The 15,278-nt window shown below is 48.9% G+C and carries 13 protein-coding genes; 6 read left to right on the forward strand and 7 right to left on the reverse strand.

Features of this window, described 5'->3' with window-relative positions; translation table 11 throughout:
• The first annotated feature begins 17 nt into the window (after positions 1-17).
• The 3 genes from H6G00_RS07630 (at position 18) to H6G00_RS07640 (ending at position 2,188) form a co-directional block, all read left to right on the forward strand.
• Positions 18-494, forward strand: a complete 477-nt coding sequence (locus H6G00_RS07630; protein WP_190796291.1) for an ester cyclase — start codon at positions 18-20, stop codon at positions 492-494.
• 118 nt (positions 495-612) lie between these two features.
• Complete coding sequence (locus H6G00_RS07635; protein WP_190796292.1) at positions 613-1,509, forward strand: hypothetical protein; 897 nt, start codon at positions 613-615, stop codon at positions 1,507-1,509.
• Positions 1,510-1,567: 58 nt separating this feature from the next.
• On the forward strand, positions 1,568-2,188 hold the full coding sequence (locus tag H6G00_RS07640) for an NAD(P)-binding domain-containing protein (protein WP_190796293.1): 621 nt from the start codon (positions 1,568-1,570) through the stop codon (positions 2,186-2,188).
• A 9-nt stretch (positions 2,189-2,197) separates the two neighbouring features.
• On the opposite strand, the gene H6G00_RS07645 is transcribed toward H6G00_RS07640, so the two are convergent.
• From H6G00_RS07645 to pgl, 4 genes are all read right to left on the reverse strand, one after another.
• Positions 2,198-2,905, reverse strand: a complete 708-nt coding sequence (locus H6G00_RS07645) for a lecithin retinol acyltransferase family protein (RefSeq protein ID WP_190796294.1) — start codon at positions 2,903-2,905, stop codon at positions 2,198-2,200.
• 98 nt (positions 2,906-3,003) lie between these two features.
• Positions 3,004-4,482 carry an FHA domain-containing protein gene (locus H6G00_RS36570; protein ID WP_190796295.1) on the reverse strand — a complete coding sequence of 493 codons (1,479 nt, stop codon included), beginning with the start codon at positions 4,480-4,482 and terminating at the stop codon, positions 3,004-3,006.
• 180 nt (positions 4,483-4,662) lie between these two features.
• The gene (locus H6G00_RS07655) at positions 4,663-5,433 is read right to left on the reverse strand and encodes an FHA domain-containing protein (RefSeq protein WP_190796296.1); all 771 of its coding nucleotides are present in this window, start codon (positions 5,431-5,433) and stop codon (positions 4,663-4,665) included.
• Between the two features lie 197 nt (positions 5,434-5,630).
• On the reverse strand, positions 5,631-6,371 hold the full coding sequence (gene pgl, locus H6G00_RS07660) for a 6-phosphogluconolactonase (RefSeq protein ID WP_190796297.1): 741 nt from the start codon (positions 6,369-6,371) through the stop codon (positions 5,631-5,633).
• A 344-nt stretch (positions 6,372-6,715) separates the two neighbouring features.
• Between pgl and H6G00_RS07665 the strand changes: the two genes are divergently transcribed.
• The 3 genes from H6G00_RS07665 to H6G00_RS07675 all read left to right on the forward strand — a co-directional run bounded on the left by H6G00_RS07665 (position 6,716) and on the right by H6G00_RS07675 (position 10,129).
• The gene (locus H6G00_RS07665; RefSeq protein WP_190796298.1) at positions 6,716-7,792 is read left to right on the forward strand and encodes an adenylate/guanylate cyclase domain-containing protein; all 1,077 of its coding nucleotides are present in this window, start codon (positions 6,716-6,718) and stop codon (positions 7,790-7,792) included.
• 522 nt (positions 7,793-8,314) lie between these two features.
• Positions 8,315-9,118 (forward strand): HpsJ family protein, encoded by an 804-nt coding sequence (locus tag H6G00_RS07670; RefSeq protein WP_190644646.1) that lies wholly within the window; start codon positions 8,315-8,317, stop codon positions 9,116-9,118.
• A gap of 90 nt (positions 9,119-9,208) precedes the next feature.
• Entirely contained in the window at positions 9,209-10,129 is a 921-nt protein-coding gene (locus H6G00_RS07675; protein ID WP_190644645.1) for a glycosyltransferase family 2 protein, read from the forward strand.
• Between the two features lie 13 nt (positions 10,130-10,142).
• On the opposite strand, the gene H6G00_RS07680 is transcribed toward H6G00_RS07675, so the two are convergent.
• The 3 genes from H6G00_RS07680 to H6G00_RS07690 all read right to left on the reverse strand — a co-directional run bounded on the left by H6G00_RS07680 (position 10,143) and on the right by H6G00_RS07690 (position 14,928).
• Positions 10,143-11,273 (reverse strand): CO2 hydration protein, encoded by a 1,131-nt coding sequence (locus H6G00_RS07680; RefSeq protein WP_190796299.1) that lies wholly within the window; start codon positions 11,271-11,273, stop codon positions 10,143-10,145.
• A 107-nt stretch (positions 11,274-11,380) separates the two neighbouring features.
• A complete protein-coding gene (locus tag H6G00_RS07685; protein ID WP_190796300.1) occupies positions 11,381-12,967 on the reverse strand; it encodes an NADH-quinone oxidoreductase subunit M in 1,587 nt (528 codons plus the stop codon).
• Between the two features lie 92 nt (positions 12,968-13,059).
• Positions 13,060-14,928 (reverse strand): NAD(P)H-quinone oxidoreductase subunit F, encoded by a 1,869-nt coding sequence (locus tag H6G00_RS07690; RefSeq protein WP_190796301.1) that lies wholly within the window; start codon positions 14,926-14,928, stop codon positions 13,060-13,062.
• Between the last annotated feature and the right edge of the window lie 350 nt (positions 14,929-15,278).

Below are 15,278 nucleotides of genomic sequence, written 5' to 3' on the forward strand. Positions count from 1 at the left end.
AGCAAGAAAAATTAATCATGACTCTAACGGAAGAACAGAACCTGGCAACTGCCCGTATCTTTGTCGAACAATTTTTGGGCAAAGGCAACATGACCATAGCGGCAGATGTCCTTGATGAAAACGTACAAGCAATCACCGGACTAAAGCCAGATGGACCAATTGACGGACGTGAGCAGTACAAGCAGATTTTTAGTAGCTTTTTTGATGCATTTCCGCCTGTTCCGGGTTCGGAGATGATTGTCGAAGATATGTTTGCGGTGGGCGACCCCTTGCGGGTATCTCTTCGAGATCGCGTCGTCGTTCGATTTCGCTCAATGCAAACCCACGCCAAAAGCTTCTTTGGTGTAGCCGCAACCAATCGAGACATCACATTCATTGAAACTCATGTGATGCGTCTTCGGGACAGCAAAATTGTTGAAAACGTTGTGAGTGCGACCAACCTGGAATTTGAGATGTTGATGGCTCCTGTTCTGACCCCATTGATTCTCAAGTAACGGGAGTGTGAATGCTATGGGCGCAAGATCTCGGTATCCAAAAGGTTACGCAAGCCTATAACCTTTAGAGATCAAATAGGATTTCTGTAGTTGTATTTTGCTTGAGAAGAGATCTCATATGGTTAGTCAGATCCTGCTACAGACAACGATTCAAACTCACCCTGACGATTGGGCAATTGAGCGATTCTCCCTATTGCAGGACTACCTTGCCTCTCTCACTGATGTGAATGGAAAACCTCTCTTTGAGGTAACAGCGCGAGATCGACAGCCTGATCAGCAGGGCAACGACCCGGTATTAAGTAACCTCGATCAGTCAGACTTTAGTCAGCTTTGGCTGTTCGCCGTGGATGTGGGGGATGGCTTAAGCACAGCAGATTGTGAAGGCATTCAGCGGTTTCGGCAACGAGGCGGGGCGGTCCTGACCACCCGCGATCACCAGGATTTAGGCTCTTCATTAGGCAAACTCAGTGGAGCTTGCCAGCCCCTCGCTTCTGCTCATTTCTTTCACAGCCAGAATCCGGAGCCGGAGCTAGAGCGGCAGCAGCGGGACGACCAGGAGACGCAAGCAATCAGTTGGCCGAATTATCACTCTGGGCAAAACGGAGATTATCAGGTGATCCAGCCAACGGAACCGCTGCATGAGCTTTTGCTGCGTCCTACAGGAGAAGCCCTTCAATATTTACCCGCTCATCCCCATGAGGGTGCTGTGGGTGTCCCGCTGAATGGAGATTCTAGTATTAGGGCGATCGCTACGGGCACCAGCAAAATCAGCAGTCGTCCATTCACTCTGGCAGTGATCTTTGAGCAGGCAGTGGATTCTTCAGGTCACAAATTGGGGCGAGCGGTGGCTGAGTCTACCTTTCATCACTTCTGTGACTACAACTGGAATCCGAATTTTGGATGTCCTAGTTTTGTGTCTGAGCCCGTCGGAGACGGCATTGCTCAAAACCCTCAAGCCCTCGAAGACATTCACACTTATATGCGAAATCTGGCTCTGTGGTTGAACGCTGCTTGAGAATACACATCTCTAGAGCTACAAGAGTGGGTAAACAAAACAACGATTGGAGTATGTTATGAACATTGGCATCATTGGTGCAGGAAACATTGGCGCGACCTTAGCTGAACTGCTGACTCGTGCGGGTCATGCGATCGCCATCAGCAATTCCAGAGGTCCAGAATCTTTGCAAGAGCTAGTCACCCAGCTTGGTCCGAACGCTCACGCGGCAACAGTGACAGAAGCCGCCACATTTGGAGAAATTGTGATTGAGGCAATTCCGTTTGGTCGTTACGCTGACTTGCCAGCAGAAACGCTCAAAAGCAAGATCCTGGTCAATGCAGGCAACTATTACCCCGATCGCGATGGCGTAATCGACCTGCAAGGGCTAACTCACAGCGAATTTATTGCCAGTCACTTGCCCGCTGTGAAAGTGATCAAAGCATTCAATACGATTTATTGGGTTCATCTACGAGAGCAAGGAGATCTGACCAAGCCTCTAGAAGAACGACGAGCTATCTTTATTGCTGGAGACGATGCTGAAGCAAAACAGACTGTCTCTAAGCTAATCGAAGCGATCGGTTTTGCTCCAGTAGACACAGGTTCGTTACATAACAGCCGCATTCAAGAACCGGGTGCAGATATTTACAACAAAACCCTGACCGCACGAGAGGCAAATTCGCTCATCCCTAATTCGTAGAACTGAAAATTACACTGAAGGAGCAACCATTCTCTGCTGCAAAACTAATTGATTTCGCAGCAAGTCTGCTTCCATTGTGCTCAGTTGATCAATCTGTACTTTAAAGTCTGCGGCTCGTCGTTTTGCGGCAACCTTTCGCTCTAGAGCCGCTCGGACGATTCGTTCTTCCTTGCCTTGCTTCAGGGCAAGTTGGGCAACCCGATGCCAGGTTTCTGCATCCGCTTGAGTTCGGTCATATTGCGGCTGAAGCTGAGCCTTGGCGATCGCAATATTTTGCAGCGCATGATCCGAAAGGTGAATTGATTGAATCGGATCAGACTCCGTTGCAGCCTCTTGAATCAACCCCCGTGCTGCTGCTGCACCTACACCGCCAATGCCCAAGCCAAAGTTGTTAAGTTGCTGGCTTTCATTCACTCCAGTCTTGCACCAGTTGGCAAAATGCTCACAGTTGTTTGAAACCAGGTTATATTGCTGCTCCCCCAGACGACTTTCAGCCCGCTGCATGACAATATCGGGAATATAAGCTTTTGGCTGGTGCTTCACAAAAATTGGATTGCCCGCCGCAAAAGACTCTATAGAAGTCCGGCTAATAGTTGCTTCCCCAGCCTTGCGATAGTGAATCACCGTCCCGTCGCCACAGTCAATGCCATGATGCTCGTAGATCCCGTCTTGCCCAAGAAACGGACGCATCACGTAGATTTGATCTCCTCGCGCCATAGTTCTGCCTCTACTGCTCCCCTATTTTTCGCTCTGGCTCAGAGGTAATTTAGCGCAATCGGGTTCAAGGACAGTTCAGCAATTCGATGGAATTAGTTCTATTGCTGAATGTGTTGAACCGCTTGCCGCAGCGCATCGGCTAATAAATTTGCTGATGCAAAGCGTTGTTCAGGATCAGGATCAGTGACTTTCTGCATTACGGCTTGAATTGCAGGAGGTACATTGGGCACCGACTCTGCATAAAATCGATATCCTTCCCCGCGATCGCCATAGAAAGAAATTGGATTTTGACCCGTGAGCAAAAATGCCAGCATGGGCCCCAAAGCGTACAGGTCAACCGCAGGAGTCGCATTGATGTCTAGCTGCTCAGGGGCAGAATAACCTGTAGAGCCAGCTGGGGTTTCTTGTCCCAAAACGACGGCTTTGGTTGCCCCAAAATCAACCAGGGCCATTTCCCCTGCGGCAAACGGGGCGCTCTGGTAAATCAAGCTTGTCGGTCGAATTCCGCGATGTAAAATCGGTGGCGTAAAGGTGTGCAAATAATCTAACAGTCCACAGATTTCTAAAATCCAGTCGATTGCCTGATGGAACTGAATTGGTCCTTCTGCCATCACCTGTTGGGCGACTGTATTGCCAGTCATCATCTCCATTACCAGGCAGGGGCGCTGGGCGATCGCAAAAAAATCAACCAACCGGGGAATCTGGGGATGGTTGATCTGCCGTAAGATCTCTGCTTCGCACTCCAGCGCAGCTTGCGCCTTGGGGTTACCAATCCAGTCTGGGTTCAGCGTCTTTAGCGCCAGATTTTGACCATTTCGCCAGACGAGGTAGGTAATGCCAATTTCACCCTCACCCAATACTTTGACAAGCTGATAGTCTCCAAGGGTTTGCAGCACTTGTAGCGGTTGTCCGCAGTCAACGCAAAACAGACCGCCCCCCCGCTGGTGAGTACAGTCTGACTCAGACGTGTCCATGCTATCCAATTCGCTAGGCGCATTGCTGGCGATGACTCTTCCAAAGGAATTTGGGGGTTTAGGAAGCGCTCCCGGAATATCGCTGGTAGGTTCCGATGAAATTTGTAGATGGGGCGGTACCGGAATCATCCCCACGGACGACACGGTTTTCTTTGGCGTTTCGATGCCGCTTTCGGTATCTCCAAACTCTGATGGAGGCTCGCTGCTGCGTCCTGTAATTTCGGTATCTGAAAAGGCGTAGTCTGTGCGCTGGCTGATTGTGCGATCGCCAGTCATGGTGTTAGGCAAATCCTTGTTTGCCTCAGTTCCAATCCGAATCTGAATATTGGGTCCTGACCGCGCCAGACGCATCACTGCTCCATCCAGAATTGGTACTTGGGTGATGCGTTTGCCGTCTAAGTAGGTGCCGTTTGTGCCCAAGTTTAGGATTTCCCAGTTTGCCCCAACCCTACGCAACTCGACATGATGGCGAGACACCACTGCACTATAGAGGATCACATGATTGTCGGTCGAGCGACCAATACGAATCACAGACTCATTCTCAAAAGTCCAAACCTGAACTGGGATTTGCTTAAGTGGATGTAAAAGAGAAAGAGTAATCACACTGGCAACTTTGAGTCTGAGAAGGACTGGAATAAACGGGGGAACGCTAAGCTTCCAATTCGAAACTTTCTATTATGCTACGCTGCTTTGCTCAAAACCAAAGCAAAGAGTTTTTGACTAAGAGTTGCCTTTATCAATGACAAATTATTCGACTATTCATAACCAATATTTCGGTTTGAATCAAGCAAGCTGAAACAAAAAGGTAACGCGATCGCCCTTTCCTAGAGCAATGCGATCGCCCGAACGCAATCGATGGCGATTGCCAATAGGCAGGGGCGCATTATTAATGTAGGTTCCGTTTGAACTACCCACATCTTCAATGTAGTAAATCCCTCCTTCAACCCGGATATCTGCATGAATTCTAGAAACAATTTCAGAATTTGGAAATCCGGAAACATCCACATCGGGGGGAATCCGATCATTCGGTTTACCCAAATGAATCACCGATAAATTTTGAGGCAGCTCAATCGTTGCATTTGTCTGCACATGTAGCAAACGCGCCGACTGAATTTGAAGCTGGGTCTTGGAGTCAGCCGAGGGATCTGGCAGTGGCAGTGGCGGCGGCGGTGGCGGTGCTGAATGGGCAACATTCTGCCCCTCAGAGACAGGGGCAGGAGGGACTGGATCAGGAGAATGAACGCCTGAACCTGCTTCTGGCTCAGCATGGGATACACTTGCCATCAATGGCTCTGGCTCCACTAGTGGCTCTGCGGGCAGCAAATCAGGAATTTCAAAACTAGGGGCTACGGTCGGGGGTGGCTCTACAGCTCCAGCCTCTTTGACTCCAGCCGTTCGAAGATTAAAGCCACACTGTCCACAAAAGCTGGCATCTGCCTGTACGGTCGAACTGCAATTAGGGCAATTCATCATCATTGGCAGAGGCGTATAGCAGGCCTCACACTGAACAGCCCCGTCCGGGTTTTGGTGATTGCAATTAGGACAGACAATCATGCCATTTCTCGCTCTATTGACATTATTAAAGGAGTGCCAGCTTCTAAACAGGGAATTTTCAACTTTACTCTACAAGTTCATCGATAAATTTAACTGAACTGATAGGAGCAATTAAGTTTGCCTACGCTACCCCAGATTCCCATTTTGTCGCTTTCTGAGTCGCTTTGGCAAAAACCTACTGATCAAATCAAAAAGTTCTATTTCGAGGCAAACAGGGATGGGTCAAGATTCTCGCCTGCTGCCTGATCAAGTAGCCACCAAAGTTGCCCTTGTGGTTGAATCAGCCGAGCCGGATAGGTTGTTTCGTCTCCAGTTTCAGCCAAAATATGCGTTAGCGCATTCTGCTTGTTAGCACCTGTTACTAGAAAAATGATGGTACGCGCTTGATTAATCAGAGGGGAGGTAAAAGTGATGCGCGGTTGTCCGTCCTTATTCCCAACGGTGATCAGGCGATCGCGCACAGTTAATGCTTCAGTATGAGGAAACAAAGAAGCGGTATGCCCGTCGTCTCCAATTCCTAACAGCACCACATCCAGTGCCGGAAACTCTCCTGCTCCGAGTTGAAAAAATTCCTGAAGCTGGCGTTCGTGCTTTTGGGCAGCGATCGCAGGGTCAGCTTCATCGGTTGGGATGGGATGAATATTGGCAGGAGGAATTGCCACCAGATCTAACCAAGCATGACGAGCCATGCCCTCATTGCTGTCGGGATGGTCAGCAGGAACATACCGTTCGTCACCCCAAAACACATGAATTTTCTCCCAGGGCAGGTCTTGGCTGGCGATCGCCTCATATAGAGGTTTTGGCGTACTGCCTCCTGCCAGGGCAATCGTGAACTGACCTCGCTCTGCTAAAGCGTTTTGCAGACTAGCTAGAACGAGCTCAAGCGATCGCTGCACAATTGCGCTTCGGTCAGGCAGAACTTCTACCTTTCTACTCATCAGAATTCAACCCTTTCAATCAGTTTTAGAATGCGCCCTAACCGGCTTGCTAGGCGAAACAAGTTTTTCTTTCCAAAAATTACAGCTAAACTAGCACAGCCTACTCGTGTTACAGATGTAAGTTTGAGATTACCTACACTTCCAATAGCCATAGCCCTAACCTAACAGGAGTTTATCTACTGAGAGCCGCTCTGTCTCAACCTGTCACAAAGCGCTACTCGCTCATTTCACCAACCCGCAGTGCCCAGTAGAATAAAAAGCATCTCAGTATTTCTCTAAGCATCTTCACGGAGTTCGATCAGGGCGCACTACCAAAATCCCTTCCAACGGAGATTAAATGGGCAGTGCTAAAGCTTCACAAAGTACGCAAACAAGTTATTGCTAAAGCGGTTGCAGTTCTGGATAGCTACGCCGTTGATCCGGCAATTCAAGAGAAATTGGCTCATCTCCTGGATGAGCAGCCTGGACGCGAGCTGTATCGAGCAAATCCTCGCCTGTTGGCAACCCATCTGCGACTCCCTGAACGGGAAATGCTGCAGATCTTGGTCATTGCCCTCAAGGAAGGAATCGTTACACTCAACTGGGAAATTGAATGCCCTGCCTGTCATGGACTCGATTTTCGCCCCAAGCATCTCAGTGATTTGCGATCGCTTCATACCTGCCCTGCGTGCAACCACGTTCACAAGACTGATGCTGATGAGCAGGTTCGTGTCACCTTTAGCATCGACGAACGGCTCCGCAAACTGGAACCCGAAGCCGATGATCCAGAATTTCGAACTCGGATGGATCGTCGCTATGGAGTTGTTTCTGGGCACCGAATGTTGACCTTACAGGCGTTTCGCGATTTGTTTCCCCGCGAAACCATCCCGCCCAACGAAAGTTTGCTGATTCGACGGGTAGCAATTCTGTTTACAGATTTAGCAGGTTCAACGGCGCTCTATTCTCGTCGGGGTGACTCTAGAGCCTATGATCTGGTGCGGAAACACTTTGATCTGCTATTTCAGCTTGTAAACGAGCACAATGGGGTTGTTGTAAAAACTATCGGTGATGCGGTCATGGGGGCGTTCACTACGCCTGTTGATGCATTAAGGGCAGCGATCGCTATGCACCAACAAATTGTCCTCCTCAACCAGCAACTCTCTTTACCCTCAGAAGATCAGCTCATCCTTAAAATCGGTATCGATGTTGGACCCTGCATTAGCGTCACTCTCAACGATCGCCCAGATTACTTCGGTATTACAGTCAATACGGCGGCTAGAGTTCAAGCAACTAGTCAGGGCAACAACATTGCCGTTACAGAAGCTCTGATGCAAGACACGAGCGTTGAAAAGGTTTTACAAAGCTGCACCTGGCAGCGTCGAGACCAACTGTTAAAGGGACTCGCAACTCCAGTTGTTGTTCACTACCTTTTCCCAAACTAGTTTCGTACCCGACCTGCGCCAGATTTTGCTCAAGCTGTCACATCCGAAAATGTATTTTTTCCGTATATTTTGTATCGGAGTGGTGCAAAATGCCAATTTTTTTGCCAGGATCTTTACTATTCACCTGCTTTTGTAGTGATTTCTGCAACCTATTAGGCAAACAGCGTGAAGGCTAAAGGCAGTGTGTTGTGCCCCTACCAAGCCTTTGTCACATCTCTAGCAGGAGCTAATTGGGAATTGGTCATCCTTGCTGAAAGATATTGCATTTACCTCTCCGGTTTTCAGGTGTCAACTGAGGAACATGATGTTTAAGGCAGGATTTTCTGGGGGCATATTAGAAGTTAGATACCTTTCAAGTTGAAGGACTTTGTCCGGCTACGACAGGTCTGGTGAACTCGTAAGCATTCCTTGCCCAACTCCCTGCCTTCAAGATTAGCGTGGTCTGTAGTGCCCCTTTGGTTGGTATCCTAAGCTGGGTACTATCCCGCTTAAATTTGAAACGGACAGCAACGTAAATTTATTATGAGTTCACCCAAAGCGATTAATCGCCGCCAACTCTCGCCACTCGTTTCTTTAGCACTGAAAACCGTCGGTGTAGTCATGATTCTAGCTTCCCTGCTAGACATGATCATTCTGCCAATGCCCTACAACTTCAGCGGAGATGGCAGTACTCAGTGGCTTCTGAGTTTCACGACGCAAGTAGTAGATCGGGGAATCATTCCCATGATTGGCATCGCGCTGCTATTGACTGGCTCTTGGGTCGGCAGTGATCTGGGTACCGCTCCTCAAAAACAAAAAAGCTGGCAATCGCTTCAATTTTGGGCACTGGTGCTGTCTTGCCTTCTAGGGCTACTGTATCTACTCATCTTTCCTCTGCACCTTAACAATGTTCGCATTGACAGTCAGCAATCGCTCGCACAGATCGCTCAGGAAGCTGACCAAGCGCAGACTGAACTGGGCACTCGGCTCAATGCTGAGGTGCAGCAGCAGCGTCAGCAGATTGTTCAGCTTCTAGAGAATGAAGATTTGCTGGAGCAGGCGATCGCCTCTGGGCAGGTTCCTGAGCAGCAGGCGGAGCTATTGCGGCAGTTTAGGGATGATCCAGCAGCTTTAGACCAGTACATCGAGCAGCGAGTTGGTGAACTGCGAACTCAATTTGAGACTGAGATTGGTACTCGCCGAGAAGATGCCCTTCGCACCGCTAGGACTGAAGCCCTTAAGTCAGGATTGCGAATTGGCATCAGCAGTTTGCTGTTGGCGATTGGCTACATCATTATTGGCTGGTCAGGCTTAAGGGCATTAGGGCAACCTAATCGAGCAGGCTGAATTTGACTCTCTGCCAATTTTCTACCCAATTTTGCCAGAAGTGGGGTGTGTTCTGCCTGACGTCCGTTTCAGCTTGAACCGTTAGACACTATGTTTACGATCTACATCCTCACTCACAACGAAGAGATTGATATTGCTGACTGTATTGAGTCGGCTCTACTTTCGGACGACGTAATTGTTGTTGATTCTTACAGTAGCGATCGCACCGTTGAAATCGCTAACCGCTACCCCGTAAGAGTCGTACAGCACACCTTTGAAAGTCATGGCAAACAGCGAACCTGGATGCTGGAATCGCTTCCCCCCAAGCACGATTGGGTATACATTCTGGAAGCCGATGAACGAATGACTCCGGGACTGTTTCAGGAATGTTTGCAGGTAATCCAGAGTGACAAACACGTTGGCTATTACGTGGCTGAACGAGTTATCTTCCTGGGCAAGTGGATTCGTCGCAGCACTCAATATCCGCGCTATCAGCTTCGGCTACTGCGACACGGCAAAGTGTGGTTTGCTGACTATGGGCACACCGAGCGTGAAGTTTCTGAAGGTTCTACAGGATTCTTACGAGAAACCTACCCTCACTATACGTGTAGCAAAGGCTTGAGCCGCTGGATTGACAAGCACAACCGCTACTCCACCGATGAAGCAGCTGAGACGCTGCATCAGCTTGAGCAGGGAAAAGTTGATTGGCAGAAGCTATTATTTGGAGCTTCAGAAGTCGAGCGTCGTCGAGCACTAAAAGATTTGTCTTTGCGTGTTCCGTTCCGTCCGCTGGTTCGCTTTGTGTACATGTATATTTTTTTGGGTGGCTTCCTGGATGGGCGATCAGGTCTTGCTTGGTGTACACTCCAAGCGTTTTATGAATATCTAATTTTGCTGAAAGCCTGGGAGATGAAACACATGCCCGTGCCGATGGTGAAGTCCATTCCAGAACAGCCCTCAATATCTGCTTTAGCAGCATCAGGGCAAATGGAACCATCCCCAGAAGCTATATCGGCTCGCTCTGCTCAGTAGCGCTTGCCCAACTTTATTCGCTCTGGACATCAGCTAAGCGAGAGGTTAGAAGGCGATCCATCCAATTCTCTAGATGAGTTCGGTTTTCCTGACGCTGCACTGGGTCAGTTGTGTCAAGCGGGTGTGGCATCAACCCTAAAACGGTTGCAGTGGTGACACAAAACATCGATTTTTGGAAGCTGATGCAAATTTTGACTCGCAGGTCATCTTCCCCGCGCAACCCCTGCATGTAAAAATCATGCAGATAGCCAGGCAAATAGTGCCGCATGTCTTGCATCAGCAGGGTTGGTGGAATGCCAGCGCTACCTATGGGTAAAGGGTCAGCAAATAGTGCTCCATAGCTGAAGTCACCTGGCTTTTCTGAAATTTGGTGGGCTTGGGCATTGTAGGAGACAGTGCCAAAGAAGGGAAATGATCGGAAAAAGACAGCCTCGACGTAGGGGAGAGCTGTATCCGCCAGAAAAGTTAGCCCGACCGATTTGGGAATGATCTCGTAAGTTTGCCCCCTGATTGTGACACCGTAGGTGATGGGCAGTGCGGCTGCCTCGACTAAAGCATCACGAATGTGAGCTACCACATCGGCGATCGTCTGAACTTCTCCCTGGTCATAGAGATCAGACAGGTCTATGAACATGTCGCTCATCACTCGCCAAAACTGTCCCAGACCGCTGTAATAAGCCAGTTGCCGCACTTGCTCTGGCAAAAAGTTAGAAAATAGCTTATGTAGCAACTGCATTGGAGTGCCACCAACTTTAGCCTGAATCGCTGCCTCAGTTCGTTGACTAAACTCAGCAGAATCCAGGTAGTCATCCAATCCGCCGCCACCGTGCCACAGCATCCCTTTCATGCAGTATTCTGCATATTCGTAGTTGATCCGATCGTGCCACCAGTGTCGCAGCAGCTTTTTGAGCGAAACTTCGCCATCGAAATACTTAAAGGCAGGAAATAAAACGAGAAACTGTTGCTCGGCGATGTAGATTAAATTACGCGAATAAGCGTCCAACACAACTCCGTAGCTTTTCAACACGCCGACTACCTCTAAGACATTGTCGGGGGAGTCAGGTAATAGAGCACCTCCTGATTCCAGATAATGAATCATGTCCGCTAGGGGGTGGGTAGAAGGTTGCTGAGTCAGACTTACCATTAGGTTTCTCTTAAAAAGCTATTCTCTTAAAAAGCTGTTGGGCGATCGCAGTTTAAGTGCCAATCTTCGATTCAACTGGGGGCAGGAAAGATCGGTGAGGTTTATTTCTACTCTAAGGATAGAGCTGAATGCTGAAAGTTTTCAAAGGCAGGTGTGGAGACTAGTTCAATTTCAGGTGGGTTGACAGCTACAGTTTCAATCAGGGGTGATGGAGCCAAGTGACTGATGGTGGGGCTTGGCGTTAGCCTACCCAGAGCTGCAGAGGTTCCTTCACTCCAGCGATATAACCAGCTCGGCTGCAACCCCAAGAAGATGATTAATACTGTCATCACAACTGACGGTAAGCGATCGCGCCAGTAAACACGAGGTAAGTTTGCTAAATTCTCAGGCAGTCTACCAAAAAAGGCTCGGTTTACCAGATTCAAGAAGTAAACCGCTGTTAGTCCTGTTCCTAGCACGCAAAGCAAAGTCTGTACTGGGAAGACCGAAAAACTGCTGCGATAAACAACAAATTCGGCGACAAACCCAACCATCCCGGGAATCCCCCCACTTGCCATTACGCCTGCAATCATCAGGCTACCGATTAGAGGCAAACCGCGCTCTGGGTTTAATAGTCCCCGCAAAACAGTGACATCACGAGTTCCAGTTTTGGAATAAACCACACCGACCAGCAGAAATAAAAGGGCTGAAATTAACCCGTGGCTAACCATTTGCCCGACTGCCGCCAAAATGCTCAAAGGCGTGGCAGCGGCACTGGCTAGAATCACGAATCCCATGTGACCCACCGAGCTATAGGCCACAATTTTCTTCATATCGGTTTGAGCGATCGCGACAAAAGAGCCGTAGAGAACGTTGACGACAGCGATCGCTGCTAACCAGGGAGCCAAAACTCGCCAAGCCTCAGGAAACAGCCCTAAGCCAAAACGCAGCAACCCATAGGTGCCCAATTTCAGCAGCATACCTGCCAAAAGAACTGATGTTGGGGTAGAAGCTTCAACGTGAGCATCGGGCAGCCAAGTGTGCAGTGGCACTAGCGGAATCTTAATGCCAAAACCGATCAGCAGCGTCACTAACAGAATGATTTGCGTTCCTAGCGGCAAAGCTTGGGATTGTAAAGCCGCATAGTCAAACGTGGATACGCCTGTGAGCAGAGTCAGCCCAAAGAACGCAGCCAAAATCAAAATGCCAGAGGTCGCGGTGTAAATTAAAAACTTAGTCGCTGCATATCCCCGTCTTGCACCACCCCAGATGGCGATGAGCAGATACAGAGGAATCAACTCCAGCTCATAAAACAGGAAAAATAGCAGCAAATTTTGAGCTAGAAATGCACCTGCTACGGCGGACCCTAGCAATAGGAAGAGGGCATAGTAAAGTCGGGGACGGTTAATTTTTGGATCGCTACTATAAACAGCTATCACGACCAGGAAGCTATTCATCACGACCAGCGGAAGGGACAGCCCGTCCACTCCCAATCGGTAAGTTAACCCTAACGGCTCAACCCAGGGGAGCGTCTCCTGAAGCTGCAAGCCTGCATTGCTGATATCAAATTGAGTAATGAGAAAAACAGTCCATCCTAAAGTAAAGATGGCGATCGCCAGAGCAGCCTGACGGGCCCGCTCAGAATTGGAAAACTGAGGTAAAAAGGCAATTACAGTAGCTCCCAAAACGGGTGCCCAAATCAAGGTACTCAACATCGTACAAGCTACTCCTTAAACCCCTGCATTTAGCTCAACCTAGACAATTCAACGCCAAGATGACCAGCCTCTCGTCAATTAACTCTCCTAACCTAATGTCCAAATAAACTTTGGGCAATGGAATAAGGAAAGTGAAAAGACCAAACCAGCGCCATGAAGGTGAGTATCACTCCCACAAAAACGGTTAGCAGATAGTTACGCGACTGCCCAGAGATGGTGTACTTCAAGCTTTCGCCCGTAAACAAAGAAACCACCCCAACCAGGTTAACCATGCCATCTACTACATAGCGGTCAAGCCAAGCAGTCAGTCTTGACCCCTGAACAACTCCCAAAACAACGCTTAAGCGATAAGCTTTTTCTATCCAAAAGTCGTAAGCCAGGGTATCTCTGATCGGCTTTCCAACCAGATTGACAGGCTTTGCCCAACCCGAATTGAGATAAATGAATCCTCCTAACCCACAGCCCACGATACCCGATGAAATTAAGAGAAGCACCAGCAGAAAATTGATGTTTTCCAGAGCAGGCAGCAAATGCCACTGAAGCAGCATCACAGGTACCAACAGCGCGATGATGACTAACGACACCATGGGTACAGCCATTGTCCAAGGCACTTCAGGTGTCCGTCGCGTTTTAATTTGCGGTTCACCCCAGAATGCCAGACCAAACATGCGGGTCAGGTTAAAGGCTGTTAATCCATTGACCAGCAGCAGTACCCCAACTAACCAGGGAGAACTCCAAAAGCTATCCCCCCATTCCAGCATTGACCAAAAGCTACCTAGAGGCAGTAACCCAATGGAGGCGAACGTTCCCACCACAAAGCTGCTCGTGGTAGCAGGCATTCGACCAGCAAGCCCTCCCATCTCAGTTAAATCTTGAGTGTTGGTGGTCAAAATCACAGAGCCGATGCTCATGAACAGTAGTGCTTTGCCGATCGCGTGGGTAAACAAAAACAGCAGCGCTAGATCAGTCTGCTGCATTCCCACCGCCAAAAACACTAGCCCCAGGTAAGCACTCGTCGTATGAGATAGAGCCCGCTTGATGTCAATCTGGGCGATCGCTACCAGAGAAGCTCCTATTGCCGTCATCGTGCCTAAAATCATTAGCGCAGTCAGGGCGATCGGAGAGATTGCCAGAATAGGCTGAAGTTTGATCAGCACAAAGGCCCCGCAGGCAACGACGACTGAATTCCGCAGAATCGATGCCGGATTAGGTCCTTCCATTGCCTCATCGAGCCACAGATTTAATGGAAATTGGGCACATTTACCAGTCGGACCGGCAATCAAAGCCAAACCAAGCAGGGTTGCAGTCAAGGGTGCTAAATTCGCGGTTTGAGCCCACGTTTCTAAATCCGAAAAGTTCAAGCTTCCGGCAAGTGTAAACACGACCAACACACCCATGAGCAGCAGCAAGTCTCCCACTCGTTTAGTCAAGAACGCATCGCGAGCAGCTGTCACAACCAGGGGTTGAGCGTACCAGAAACCAACCAATAAGTAGGTCGATAACGTTAACATCTCCAGCAGCGCGTAACTGAGAAACAGCGAGTCGCTCAATACGATGCCGCTCATAGCTGCCTCAAAAAAACCCATCAGCGCATAAAAGCGACCTAAAGCCCAATCTTTCTCCAAATACCCCAGAGCAAAAAACTGTGCTAAGAAGCTCAACGCTGTGATGATGATAGCAGCACCAACGCTGATCACAGAGATCTCTAAAGTGAAAGACAAATCCAGATCCAGGATTTTGAGCCAGGGAATCAGGAGACGCTGAGGCGGCTGATTCCAAACGGCTTGAAGTAACGCCCCGCTGTGGATCAGGGCCAACGCCGTCATTAACAGGTTGAAATAGGCTGCAGGGCGAGGACCTGTACGATGAACCAGTCCTGCTGACCAGGGCAATGTCAACAGGGCACCGATAAGACCGTACCCAGGTACCCACCAGCTCGTCTGGATCAGGAACTGAGACATCACGATCGTCCTTAAATTAAAGCGCTAGGGTCTAAATGAGCTAAGTAAATTTTAGAGCTTGTGCCCGAAGCTAAGTTCGATCGCTCCAGACTGCAAATCTAAAAGACTCGTTTAAGTCAGAATAATAATTGTGACAAAACTGCAACAAAGGATTTTTGTAAGTAGTTTTCACCAAATGTTCGGTCGTAAAGGAAAAACAAAGCTTTCCTCAACCCACATGTATCTAGGCTCAACGTCTACAGACCTTGCTCCTAGTAAAGAGCGTAGCACCTTTGGGACTCAACCGAAATATGACAAAAAACTCACAACATTGCAATTCTATAAGTGGTTTGAATTAGTGTTGAGCTTTT

Source organism: Leptolyngbya sp. FACHB-541 (genome assembly GCF_014695875.1).
In the GTDB taxonomy this organism is placed as follows: domain Bacteria; phylum Cyanobacteriota; class Cyanobacteriia; order Elainellales; family Elainellaceae; genus JAAUTN01.

Coding starts and splice junctions, on each gene's coding strand:
- H6G00_RS07630 (WP_190796291.1), top strand. CDS start 18: ATGACTCTAACGGAAGAACAGAACCTGGCAACTGCCCGTATCTTTGTC.
- H6G00_RS07635 (WP_190796292.1), top strand. CDS start 613: ATGGTTAGTCAGATCCTGCTACAGACAACGATTCAAACTCACCCTGAC.
- H6G00_RS07640 (WP_190796293.1), top strand. CDS start 1,568: ATGAACATTGGCATCATTGGTGCAGGAAACATTGGCGCGACCTTAGCT.
- H6G00_RS07645 (WP_190796294.1), bottom strand. CDS start 2,905: ATGGCGCGAGGAGATCAAATCTACGTGATGCGTCCGTTTCTTGGGCAA.
- H6G00_RS07655 (WP_190796296.1), bottom strand. CDS start 5,433: ATGATTGTCTGTCCTAATTGCAATCACCAAAACCCGGACGGGGCTGTT.
- pgl (WP_190796297.1), bottom strand. CDS start 6,371: ATGAGTAGAAAGGTAGAAGTTCTGCCTGACCGAAGCGCAATTGTGCAG.
- H6G00_RS07670 (WP_190644646.1), top strand. CDS start 8,315: ATGAGTTCACCCAAAGCGATTAATCGCCGCCAACTCTCGCCACTCGTT.
- H6G00_RS07675 (WP_190644645.1), top strand. CDS start 9,209: ATGTTTACGATCTACATCCTCACTCACAACGAAGAGATTGATATTGCT.
- H6G00_RS07680 (WP_190796299.1), bottom strand. CDS start 11,273: ATGGTAAGTCTGACTCAGCAACCTTCTACCCACCCCCTAGCGGACATG.
- H6G00_RS07685 (WP_190796300.1), bottom strand. CDS start 12,967: ATGTTGAGTACCTTGATTTGGGCACCCGTTTTGGGAGCTACTGTAATT.
- H6G00_RS07690 (WP_190796301.1), bottom strand. CDS start 14,928: ATGTCTCAGTTCCTGATCCAGACGAGCTGGTGGGTACCTGGGTACGGT.